This is a genomic window from Clostridium pabulibutyricum (assembly GCF_058242705.1).
In genome coordinates, this window is sequence record NZ_JBZAYZ010000011.1 from 34505 (window position 1) to 47766 (window position 13262).

General features: G+C 36.8%; 7 protein-coding genes. All 7 read left to right on the forward strand.

The window, feature by feature from the left end:
* Window positions 1–35 precede the first annotated feature (35 nt).
* The 7 genes from AC4CVH_RS11805 (at window position 36) to AC4CVH_RS11835 (ending at window position 12990) form a co-directional block, all read left to right on the forward strand.
* Complete coding sequence (locus tag AC4CVH_RS11805) at window positions 36–326, forward strand: Dabb family protein (protein WP_490787961.1); 291 nt, start codon at window positions 36–38, stop codon at window positions 324–326.
* A 46-nt stretch (window positions 327–372) separates the two neighbouring features.
* Complete coding sequence (locus AC4CVH_RS11810) at window positions 373–3858, forward strand: DNA polymerase III subunit alpha (RefSeq protein ID WP_490787962.1); 3486 nt, start codon at window positions 373–375, stop codon at window positions 3856–3858.
* A gap of 219 nt (window positions 3859–4077) precedes the next feature.
* Window positions 4078–5034, forward strand: a complete 957-nt coding sequence (pfkA, locus tag AC4CVH_RS11815; RefSeq protein WP_490787963.1) for a 6-phosphofructokinase — start codon at window positions 4078–4080, stop codon at window positions 5032–5034.
* Window positions 5035–5094: 60 nt separating this feature from the next.
* A complete protein-coding gene (gene pyk / locus AC4CVH_RS11820; protein ID WP_490787964.1) occupies window positions 5095–6852 on the forward strand; it encodes a pyruvate kinase in 1758 nt (585 codons plus the stop codon).
* Between the two features lie 233 nt (window positions 6853–7085).
* The gene (rlmD, locus tag AC4CVH_RS11825) at window positions 7086–8447 is read left to right on the forward strand and encodes a 23S rRNA (uracil(1939)-C(5))-methyltransferase RlmD (protein WP_490787965.1); all 1362 of its coding nucleotides are present in this window, start codon (window positions 7086–7088) and stop codon (window positions 8445–8447) included.
* A 1071-nt stretch (window positions 8448–9518) separates the two neighbouring features.
* Entirely contained in the window at window positions 9519–10613 is a 1095-nt protein-coding gene (locus tag AC4CVH_RS11830) for an AAA family ATPase (protein WP_069194804.1), read from the forward strand.
* 19 nt (window positions 10614–10632) lie between these two features.
* Complete coding sequence (locus AC4CVH_RS11835; RefSeq protein WP_490787966.1) at window positions 10633–12990, forward strand: S8 family peptidase; 2358 nt, start codon at window positions 10633–10635, stop codon at window positions 12988–12990.
* The last annotated feature ends 272 nt before the right edge of the window (window positions 12991–13262 follow it).

A 13262-nucleotide genomic window follows, 5' to 3' on the forward strand; every position in this document is an offset into this window, starting at 1 on the left:
TTATTAGTAAAATATATTTATATGGAGGGGTTAAAATGTTCACTCATATAGTCTTTTTCAAATTGAAGGACAGAAACCGCGAAAATATTAAAAAGGCATCTCAAATACTGATGAGGGTTGACGGCAAAATACCTACTTTGAAAAGTGTAGTTGTTGGTACCGATGTGGTAAAGTCGGAAAGATCTTATGATATTGCACTTGTCGCAAAATTTGATTCGAAGAATGATATGGACGCATATCAGGTTCATCCGGTACATGTAAATGAAGTGCTTGCACATTTAAAACCAATGCTTGATTCTTCTGTATCTGTTGACTTTGAAAGCTGAACACAGCCGTAAATTTAATTTGAACTGAAAGGAGGTACTGTGGAAAATGGGGAATGATGATATTAGTTGGGTAAGTCTTCACCAGCATACGGAATATTCTCTGCTTGATTCTTCTGCAAAAATTCCAGATCTTTTAAAAAGAGCTTCTGAACTTGGTATGAAAAGCATGGCCATAACTGACCATGGAGTAATGTATGGATGTGTTGATTTTTACAAAGAGGCAAAAGCCAATGGAATAAAACCAATAATAGGATGTGAAATATATGTTTCACAAGGATCAATGCATGTTAAGAGTAATAATGGCAAAAATCGCAACTATCATCTTGTACTTCTTGTGAAAAATGAAGTTGGATATAGGAACCTTATGCAAATAGTTTCCACAGCCTCTATAGAAGGATTTTACTACAAGCCAAGAGTTGATCATGATTATCTGAAGAATCATAGCAGCGGACTTATTGCATTGAGTGCATGTTTGAGCGGAGAAGTTCAGGCAAACATACTGGATGACAATCTGAAAGGTGCAAAGGAAGCTGCGGAGTTTTACAGAAGTACTTTTAAGGACGGGTTTTATCTTGAACTTCAATATCATGGAATAGAGGATCAGCTTAAGGTTAACAGAGAGATCAGAAAAATGTCCAGGGAGCTTGAGATACCCATGGTGGTTACAAATGATGTACATTATATAAATAAAAGTGACAGCAGGGCACATGATATACTTTTGTGCATACAAACTGGAAAAACGGTGGAAGATCAGGATAGGATGAGATACCCATCAGATCAGTTCTACTTGAAATCTCCAGAAGAGATGTATGATATGTTCAAGGATATTCCTGAAGCTTTTGAAAATACAGTTAAAATAGCTGAAGAATGTAATTTCGACTATGAATTTCACAAATCAAAGCTCCCAAAATTTCCACTGCCTGAGAATCAGGATGCGTACGAGTATTTAAGGGATTTATGCTGCAAGGGACTTGAGAGAAGGTACAAGACGGTAACTCAGGATTTAAAAGACAGGCTGGAGTATGAGCTTGGAGTAATAAATCAGATGGGGTATGTGGACTATTTTCTAATAGTATGGGATTTCATAAGGTTTGCCAGGGAAAAAGGCATAATGACAGGACCCGGAAGGGGCAGTGGGGCAGGTTCTATAGTAGCATATACACTTGGTATAACGAAGATAGATCCTATAAAGTATAATCTTATATTCGAGCGTTTTTTAAACCCGGAGAGAGTGTCTATGCCGGATATAGACAGCGATTTTTGTTATGAAAGACGCGGCGAGGTAATAGACTATGTTGTGAAAAAATATGGAAAACAAAACGTATCACAGATTGTAACTTTTGGTACTATGGCGGCAAGAGCCTGTATAAGGGATGTTGGAAGGGCAATGAATTACCCGTATGGAGAGGTTGACAGAATAGCAAAAATGATTCCTGCGCCAATTTCAGGGCATAATGTAACCATAGACAAGGCACTTGAAATGAACCCTGAACTCAAAGGAGCATATGAGGATGAAGACAGGACACATGAGCTTATAGATGTGGCGAGGGCGCTTGAAGGACTGCCAAGGCATACGTCAACTCATGCTGCAGGAGTTGTAATATCTTCAAAGCCTCTTGTAGATTATGTTCCGCTTCAGAAAAATGATGACAATGTAGTTACGCAGTTTACAATGGGCACCCTCGAGGAACTTGGACTTTTAAAGATGGATTTTCTTGGACTCAGGACATTGACGGTACTCAGGGATACAGTTGCCATGGTAAGAGAAAATAGAAACATAGATATAAACTTGGATAGTGTGGATTATGATGACAAGAAAGTCTACAGCATGATAGGGAGTGGCAGGACTACTGGAGTATTTCAGCTTGAATCACCAGGGATGACATCATTTATGAAAGAATTGAAGCCGGATTCATTGGAGGATATTATTGCAGGGATAAGTCTTTATAGACCAGGGCCTATGTCTGAAATACCAAAGTATATAAAAAATAAAAAAAATCCGAAAGATATAGAATATATGACGCCGAAACTCGAGCACATTCTTTCGGTAACTTACGGGTGTATGGTTTATCAGGAACAGGTAATGCAGATAGTACGTGACCTTGCAGGATATTCAATGGGTAGAAGTGATCTTGTTAGACGTGCAATGTCCAAGAAAAAGCATCATGTGATGGAGGAAGAGAGGCATAATTTTGTTTATGGTATAGTTGGAGAGAACGACAAAGTTGAAGTCCCAGGCTGCATTAGAAATGGGATATCGGAAGAGATTGCAAATAAATTATTTGATTCTATGATGGATTTTGCATCTTATGCTTTTAATAAATCACATGCAGCAGCTTATGCAGTTGTTGCCTTTCAGACTGCATATTTGATGTGTTATTATCCAGTTGAATATACAGCTGCAATGCTTAACAGCGTAAAAGGTGACAGTGAAAAGGTTGCTTATTATATAAGATTTGCAAAGGATTTAGGCATAGAGGTTCTTCCTCCGGACATAAATGAAAGCTTTGCAAAGTTTACAGTAAGTGGTAACAGTATACGATTTGGTCTTTCTGCTGTAAAAAATGTAGGCGAGAATATTATAAACAGCATAGTTGAATCAAGAAAAAAGCATGGACATTTTAAAGATATTGTGGATTTTTGCAGCAGTATAGATGTTTCAGCTATAAACAAGAGAGTTGTTGAAAGTCTTGTAAAGTCTGGAGCATTTGATTGCTTTGGAATATACAGGTCAAAACTTGTTGCCGTACATGAAAAGGTAATTGAGGGAATTACAAATTCCAGAAAGAAAAATATAAAGGGGCAGATAAGTCTTTTTTCTACGGTTCAGGATGATAATTTAAAAATTCGCTATCCTGAAATGGAGGAATTCAGCAAGAGGGATTTGCTTTCCATGGAAAAGCAAATGACAGGACTTTACTTGTCAGGACATCCACTTGACGAGTACGAGAAAACATTGAAGCTCCAAACAAGCATAAAGATTTCAGATATAGTTGCAAATACTACTCTGGAAGATGGTACTATTACCGAATCGAAAGTCAAGGATGGAGATAAAGTCATAATCGGTGGAATAATATCGGAGCTTTCACGTAAGATTACAAAGAACAATGACATGATGGCTTTTGCGAGCCTCGAAGATTTATATGGAATTGTAGAGCTTATAATATTTCCAAAGGTATTTCAGAAGTTCAGGAATCTTGTGCATGAAGATTCACTCATAATAGTAAAGGGAAGAGTCAGCATGCGTGAGGAGGAACAACCTAAGGTTTTGTGTGACACAATGGAACCGATGGTGAGGATAGACACTAAAAAATTATATATTTTGATTCAAAGTGAAAATCAGATAAAGGATGCCATATCGCATCTGAAGACGGCAGTGACTGAACATAGGGGAAATGTCCCTATATACATATGTACTAAAAATGAAAGACATAAGTTCAGGCTTGACAGCGAGCTGTGGGTTAAAGACGAGCATGAAGTTGTTGCAAATATAGAGAAGATGTTTGGAGAAAAAAATGTAAAACTTATATAGGTCTTTTAAAGTGAATAATTTTAGTGTTTTATGGCTAAACTACTCGTAAAAATAAGTAAACATATGTGTCATTGTTTTCTGCAAATTAAAACTTGTGAAATAGTGAAATAGGGTCGAATTTGTGTTATAATAAAGAACATAATTAGTAGATGTCAACAAAGATGTCATGATATGTGTGGGACAAAAATTGTCCATGCGGTCATAGGAGGTATAAATATAATGAGAACAATAGCTGTTTTAACAAGTGGAGGGGATGCTCCAGGAATGAATGCTGCCATAAGAGCAGTTGTAAGGGCTGGAGTAGACAAAGGTTTTAATGTTATGGGCGTGCTTAGGGGATATAATGGCCTTATAAATGGTGAAATAACTCCAATGGATAGAAAAAGTGTAGCGGATATAATCCAGCGTGGGGGAACAATACTAAGAACGGCAAGATGTTCTGAGTTCAAGACTGAAGAAGGAAGAAGAAGAGCAGCTGATATATTGAAGACATTTGGTATAGACGGCCTTGTAGTAATAGGTGGAGATGGTTCATTCAGAGGGGCTCAGCTTCTATCGAAACTTGGAATAGCAACTATAGGATTACCGGGAACTATAGATAATGATCTGGCTTATACAGATTATACTATAGGCTTTGATACTGCCATAAATACAGTACTTGATGCAATTAATAAGCTAAGAGACACGTCTACTTCCCATGAACGTGTAAGTATTGTTGAAGTTATGGGCAGAAACTGCGGAGATATTGCTCTTTATGCAGGACTTGCAGGAGGAGCTGAAAATATAATAATCCCTGAAAAAGGATACGATCAGGATGAACTTTGCAGAAACATACTCGAGGGAAAAATGAAAGGAAAAATGCACAATCTCGTAGTACTTGCAGAAGGAATAGGCGGAGCGGAAGAGCTTGCCAAAAAAATTGAAGATGTTACTGGTATTGAAGCAAGGGCTACAAAACTTGGACATATTCAAAGAGGTGGAAGTCCTACCTGCCAGGATAGAATTTTAGCATCTAAGCTTGCCTTCAGGGCAGTTGAACTTATAGAAGAGGGCAAATCCTCAAGAGTAGTTGGAGTAAGAGGAGGAAAGGTCATAGATGTTGATATTGACGAGGCTCTTGAAGAAACCAAACGGTTTGATGATAAATTATATGAAATAGCTAATGCATTGGCCTAGCTAATGTTTTATAATAAAATAGATGGTTGATAAAATTTAGTTTGATAAGGAGAGTAAGCTATGCAAAAGACTAAAATGATTTTTACAATAGGTCCCGCTAGTGATACCGAAGAAATATTGTCAAAACTTATAGAAGCAGGAATGAGTGCTTCACGACATAACTTTTCCCATGGAGATCATGAAGAACACAAAGAAAGAATAAACAGGGTAAAAAAACTTAGAAAAAAATATAATAAGCCAATAGCTATCATACTTGATACAAAAGGACCGGAAATAAGAACGGGTAATTTCAACAAGGATAAAATTGAACTAAAAGAAGGCCAAAAGTTTACAGTAGTTTGTGGAGATGAAATTGTCGGTGATCAAACTAAATGTTACATAACTTACGATGGACTTTACAAAGATGTAAAAAAAGGCGATAGCATACTTATAGATGATGGACTTGTAGGCATGGAAGTCGAAAATGTAGAGGGAAAAAGCATTAACTGTGTAGTAAAAAATACTGGAGTTATAAGCAACCATAAGGGAGTTAATGTTCCAGGTGTTTCTATAAAACTTCCGGCTACTACTGAAAAAGACGAGGAAGATTTGAAATTCGGATGTGAAGTTGGAGTTGATATGATATCAGCTTCCTTTATAAGGAAGGCATCGGACGTCCTTACAATAAGAAAGGTCCTTGAATCAAATGGAGGAAAGGATATACTCATATTCTCGAAGATTGAAAATCAGGAAGGCGTAGACAATATAGACGAAATAATAAAGTTTTCCGATGGAATCATGGTTGCAAGAGGAGATATGGGAGTGGAAATTCCAATCGAGAAAGTTCCTCTCATACAAAAGAGTATAATTAAAAAGTGCAACAAAGCAGGAAAACCTGTAATAACAGCTACACAGATGCTTGATTCCATGATAAGAAATCCGAGACCTACAAGAGCAGAAGCTTCAGATATAGCAAATGCTATACTTGATGGTACAGATGCAATAATGTTAAGCGGCGAGTCGGCAAATGGAAAATATCCAGTTGATGCAGCTCGTACAATGTCAAGAATAGCACAGTCTGTAGAATCAAGTATAGAATATGAACGACTTCTTGAGAAAAAGAAGGAAGCTCACATGCAGAATGTGCCTAATGCTATAAGTTATGCAGCATGTGCAACGGCAGCTGAACTTAAGGCCACTGCAATTATAACAGCTACACAGAGCGGACATACAGCAAGGATGGTTTCAAAGTACAGATCTTCGTGTCCTGTAATTGCAGTTACACCAAGTGAAGGAGTAGCTAGAAAGCTTGCACTTAACTGGGGAGTATTTCCTATACTTGCAAGAAAATTTGATTCCACAGATGAATTGATAGAAAAGTCTGTTGAGATTTCATTAAAAACAGGTTATGTAAAAAAAGGAGATCTTGTTGTAATTGCGGCAGGAATACCTGTAAGCTATTCCGGAACTACAAATATGCTTAAAGTTCACGTAGTAGGCGACATACTTGTAAGTGGAACTGGAGCTGGGGTAAGACCTGGATATGGAACTGTGAAAATAGTAAATAATCCAAAGGAAGCAGAAGAAGTTATTGAGCAGGATGACATACTGGTTGTAAAAAATTTGGATAAGGGATATATAGCAGTTCTCGACAGGGTTTCGGGTGTAATAGCTGAAGATGGAGGACTTACGTCACATATGGCAATTGAATGCATAACAAAGGAAATTCCTATAATATGCAGTGCCGGTGGTGCTATGGAGGTTCTTAAGACAGGAGCTTTTGTAACTATGGATACTACAAGGGGAATTGTTTATAACGGAAGAACGAATGTAATGTAGCTTGAAATAGAGGATAATCCTGTACAAAGGTTATCCTCGAATTTACCTAAATTAAAATTAATAAAAAATTAATTGAAATATTATACAAAGATAATGTATAATATGATAACATATGGTTAGAATTAAGTCAAAGAAAAGAAGAGACAACTGATTCTATATTTTATGCACCTTTTTTTTATATTGGGTGCTATTTTTTTGGGTAAACTTATTAAATTTGGCAGGTGGTTTTAGATATGGTTGAAAAGAACATGGAATATGTTATGGATATAGATGGAATGGGCTATGAAGGAGAGGGAGTAGGCAAAATAGACGGGTTTACCGTATTTGTTCAGGGAGCTATTCAAGGTGAAAAAATAAAAGTCAAGATAGTCAAGGTGAGCAAGAAATTTGCTTATGGTAGAATTGAAGAAATAATGAAGTCATCACCGGAAAGGACAGAGCCGGTGTGTTCTATCTATAAAAGATGTGGGGGATGCCAGCTTCAGCATATGTCATATGAGGTACAGCTCGATTTCAAGAGGAGAAGAGTTGTGGATTGTCTTGAAAGAATAGGTAAAATTCATATGGGAGATGTTCTGGTTCACGATACCATAGGCATGGATAATCCCTATAGATACAGAAACAAAGTTGAACTTCCAGTGAAATGTGAAAAAGGACAGGTTAACATAGGATTTTATGCAAGAAGGACCCATGAAGTCATTGACATGGCGAGTTGTATGATACAGGATGAAACTGCAGACAAGATAGTAGAAATTACAAGGAATTGGATATACAAATTCAAAGTAGCAATTTATGATGAGAAAACAGGTCGGGGAAACTTGCGGAGTATAATGGTGCGAACAGGTTTTTCAACGGAGGAAGTCATGGTTGTGCTTGTTACGAAATCAAGACAACTTGCACATGCAGGGGAGTTTGTGGATGCCATTGTGTCAGAAGTTCCTGATGTTAAGAGTATAGTACAGAATGTGAATAAAAGAAGAGAGAATGTAATACTTGGAAAAGAATGTAATATTTTATTTGGAAATGATACTATAAGTGATTATATAGGAAAACTGAAATTTGAAATTTCGCCTCTTTCGTTTTTTCAGGTAAATCCTGTACAGACTGAAGTTTTGTATAAAAAGGCACTTGAATATGCAAACTTGAAACAATCGGATGTGGTGTTTGATGCCTACTGCGGAGCAGGCACCATATCTCTTTTTCTTTCAAATGGAGCAAAAAAGGTGTATGGTGTTGAGATAGTCGAGAAAGCCATAGAGAATGCAAAGGAAAATGCACGGGTCAACAAGATTTCAAATGCAGAGTTTATTACAGGAAAGTCCGAGGTTGTTATTCCTGAAATGATAGGACGTGGAATCAAGGCGGATGTTGTGGTTGTGGATCCCCCTAGAAAAGGCTGCGATGAAAGTTTGCTTCATGCAGTGGCCAAGATGCAGCCCGACAGGATGGTATATGTATCCTGCGACCCTGGAACTCTGGCGAGGGATCTTGGAATTATGGAAACTCTTGGATACAAGGTGGTTGAAGTTCAGCCTGTTGATATGTTCCCGGAGACGGCGCACGTTGAGACGGTAGTCTTGATGTCTAAGAAATAAAGCTCGTAAGCATTGAAAATACTGGGTTTCATAAAATAAAAGTAAATCTGTCAACTCGATTTAAACCCTCGATATTGGTACGTGGAAACATATCGAGGGTGTTTTTTTGTGGTAAAAATGAGTCTGAGATTAGGTAGGGGTGAGTGGACAGAATAGATAAATTAGTAGGGTTGAGGAGATAGGATGGATGTAAATAATACCTAACTGAATGGTGCGTGCACTAATTTTGGATTTTTGTGAAAAGAGAAATGTATATACTGCTTTGATATGTGAACTGGATATCCGAAAAATTATGGACTGTTTCAACGGATTTATATTAATTTCTAAATATTCGAGAATAATTCCTTACAGTGAAATCAATCAAAGCCAAAGATTTAATCTTAACATTCCTCGATATATTGATAGAGCGAATCAGAAGACTTATGGAGATTTCTACTCACTTGTTTTGAGCAATACCTAAAAAAGATATAGATGTACTAGAGTCTTTTTGGAGAGTGTTTTTTTATTACGTGCAGAATTTTTAATGAGAATGGCTGAAATGGATATATGGAGCTTAGGGGTAGAAGGAAATGTCAGGGTTACCAATACCATCATAATCCCCAAATTATAGGATTTGATGAAAGAATTAAGAGAGAGTTTGATGAAGGTAAAGAATTGCTAGAGTTTTGTTAGGGGTCGAAGAGTAATTCTGTATTAGGTAAATTTATATGTGAGAGAAAAGAAGTTTTCTACAGTTATATTAGAAAACTGGTGATAAGGCCTTTGATGAAAAAGAAAATCTGAAATTTACCATACCAGAAGATGTTATGAATAGATATCAGCAATACACATCAATCTAAGTGTGTAAATGGATCAACTAGGAAGCTTTTATTGAAAAAGGTTTCTTGGTTGTTTTTATTTTGAGGAATGACTGACTCCTGAAAAAGTAACGAAACCGAGTCGAAATTACAGATAACGGAGTTAAAATAACAAAAACGGATTACAAATAACGAAAATGCTTATAATAATAACAAATACATTGACAAAATGAACGACAGTGGGTTAAAATATGTATGTCTGGAGGAATGAAAAATGTACACAGAGATTGTGAAAATTATTGAAGGTGGAATGATTGGTGATAAAGAGAAGGTATATAATTATGCCCAAGTTCTAGCAGAGAACCTGGAAAAATCTAGTGATGATTCTCTAGCCAAGAAAATACGCTCTCTATTAGTGAATAAAAAAACTAGAATGGCCTCCTTAGATGATTTTTCTACTAAGCCAGTGGATTCTGAAAGCCGTATGGAAATGGTGGATGTCTTTATCCCGGATAAATCATTTGAGGTACCGATATTGAAACATTATGTTCATGATGAGATCGATGAATTTATTAAAAGCTATTGGCAAAGGGATGAGATTTTACGAGCTGGAATTGATATGGTTAGCTCGTTGTTATTGTATGGTCCACCCGGGTGTGGGAAAACAACGGTGGCAAGATTTATCGCATATAAGACGGGGTTACCACTTGTGACCGTTAGACTTGATGGTCTGGTCTCATCACTCTTAGGAAGCACAGCAAAGAACATCAGGAGAATTTTCGACTATGCTTCGAAAAGAGACTGTATCTTATTCCTTGATGAATTTGATGTTGTAGCAAAACTTAGGGATGACAAGCATGAACTGGGAGAGTTAAAAAGGGTTGTGAACAGCTTGCTTCAAAATATTGATGATTTTAGTCAAAACAGTATTTTAATTGCAGCAACCAATCATCATGAATTATTGGATCCAGCTGTTTGGAGAAGATTCTCTAAGATTATTACATTAGAGAAGCCTAACAAAGAAGAGATCATGCAGCTGATCAAGTTGTATACAAAGAATACAAACAGTAATGTGATGGAGAATGAAAAGAAACTGGAAATGCTGGCAGCCGCCTTAGATGGTATTAGCCATGCAGATGTCAAAACAGTAGTAAGTAACGCAATAAAGAAATCCATCATAAACAAAAAGGATATGACTCATAATTGGGATATATTGCATGAAGTGTATTTATATAGAAACCATAAGATTATCAGTGAGAATGATTTTATTAAATACCTGTTGCAATATGGGGTGACACAAAAGGAAATTTGCGATAACTATGATTTTTCGATTAGGAAGGTGAGAGATGTAGCGAACTCTCCAGAGTGAAAGAAGGGGCGGTGTAAAAATGGCTGATGAAAGATTACCAATTAAATTTTTTGCTAAAAGAGAAGTAGACAATATGAGAGTTGAAGCTGGTGGAGGAGGAGATCCACCTAAATTCGTATTAAGTCCAGAAGAACTACAGATCAAGTCCAGAGTTTTTGTTGATACATTTCAGGAGTTTAGGACGAAAGTGTTAAAGAAGGAAAGGGATAACTCTTTAATTCCATTCGTTTTCAAGACTAGAATTATCGACGATGCAACGGCAAAAACCCATAGACGTGAAGTGAGCAACTTATTTAGGACTGGTACAGATAATAATGTATTAGGATTGGCGGATGAAGATGAGCTAATTATCAAAGTAGATGACTCTCGAGAAGTAGATAAAATACTTGAGCGCTTAAAGAATACTCAGCGATATGCCCACGCAATATCTGCAATTGAAAACATATCTGACTTTGAACCTATAATTGCCAAGAGCGAAATTGCTGAGTCTGTTGACTATAAAGTTAAACTCATTGATTTTCAAAATTACGAGCAAAATACAGCAATTAGAAACTACTTTGAAAGATCAATGAAGCAAATTGGCCACGAAGTAATCAGAACCAATTATTCACCAAGCCATGTAGTCTACAATGTTAAGGGTGTTAAACTTGATGAGTTTATGACTCTTAATAAAAATGAAATCTTTGAAGCTATTTTTTCCATCGAGCCTATGCCAAAATATACAGTTGCTCTTGATATGGAAAAAGATGAAGCAACGCTTAACATTTTAACTCCTAAAGAAGGAAAAAAGTATGCGATAGTGGGCATTTTAGATAACGGAATAGCTGATATTCCTCATGTGAAACCATGGCTTGTAGAAGAGCGATATACTGCATATCCAGAACCTTATGTAAAAAAAGATCATGGAACTTTTGTTTCAGGAGTAGTTATCTATGGTGATCACTTGGAAGGCAAAAAGTGGGTCGGTACTGAGGGTGTTCAAGTTCTGGATGCTTGTGTTTATCCAGATACTGATAAGGAAGGCATCGAAGAAGATGAGTTAATTCGAAACATCCAAGAGGCTGTCAAAGCCCATTACAGAGATGTGAAAGTGTGGAATCTGTCAATTAGCATTATCAATGAAGTGGATGAATATAGCTTCTCCGATTTTGCTGTTGCACTAGATGCTTTGCAGGATCAGTATGGAGTTTTAATCTGTAAATCTGCGGGAAACTGTAAAAATTTTAAGACGGGTCATCCAAAAGGAAAGATCCATCAAGGCGCTGACAGTGTAAGATCTATAGTGGTCGGATCTATTGCACATAAAAAATCCGCACTAGAGTTAGCTGAGGTTGATAATCCATCACCATTTACAAGAATTGGCCGTGGACCATCCTACATCATTAAACCAGAAATAGTACATTATGGCGGAAATGCTGGTGTAGATGCTTCAGGAAGGATGGTTATAACAGGGGTGAGATCATTCGGATTGGATGGTGCAATCTGTCAATCAGTGGGAACAAGTTATTCTACACCTCGTATTGCATCACTCGCGGCAGGTTTACATCAAGAAATGGAAGAAGAGTTTGATCCCTTATTAATCAAGGCCTTGATTGTCCATTCTGCAAGTTATTCAGAAAATCTAAGAGTTCCAGTAACTGAAAGAGTAAATCAAGTGGGATTCGGGAAACCACAGTCTGTAAGAGAAATTTTATATAATTCACCTCACGAAGTTACCTTGATCTTGCGTGATGAAATTGCAAAGGGTGAGTACATTGATATAATGGACTTTCCTATGCCTGAATGTCTTGTGGATGGAGATTACTTTACGGGACAAATCATTGTAACCTTGGTATACAACCCAATTCTTGACTCGACACAGAGAGCAGAGTATTGCCAATCTAATGTAGATATTAAAATGGGTACATATGATGCTAAGAAGGATAGGGACACATCCAAAAGAAATATTCTTAATCCAGTAGGACGAGATGGTTCTCAGAATGTGCTTCTTGAAAATTATTACAGCAAGAAGAAAATGAGAAGCAATACGGATGAATTTGCTCTTAAAGAAAGATTACTGATTAAGTATGGAGATAAGTATTATCCTGTCAAGAAGTATGCAGTCGACTTATCTGAAATGACTGATGGTAACAAGCTTAAGTACTTAACGAAGGACAAGAATTGGTATCTTAATATAAAAGGTCTTTACAGAGATCACATAGAAGTTAAGTCTCAAATGGAAGGTACTGTACCAAGCCAAGAGTTCTGTCTCATTGTAACTATTAAGGATCCGACCGGAACAAAACCAGTTTATAATGAAGCAAGCCAAAAGCTAGATGAATATAACTTCTGGCATACCAATATTAAGCTCCAAACAGATGTTATAATTCGCAACTAATATTAGATGTAGTATAAAGAAGCACGATTCCACTAAGAAAAAGAAAAAATGTAGTAGAAAAAGTAAGAATCAGCATAAAACATCAATCCAGATAGGTTGGTGCATGTAGAAGCTATTTGCGTATGTCTAAGATATAAGATCGAAAAGCATTGAAGATTCTGGGTATCATAAAGTGATAGCAATTCTATCAACTCAATTTATACCCTCGATATGTGTATATGGGAACATATCGGGGGTATATTTTTGGTCAAAATTAAGCCGTAAACGGTTAA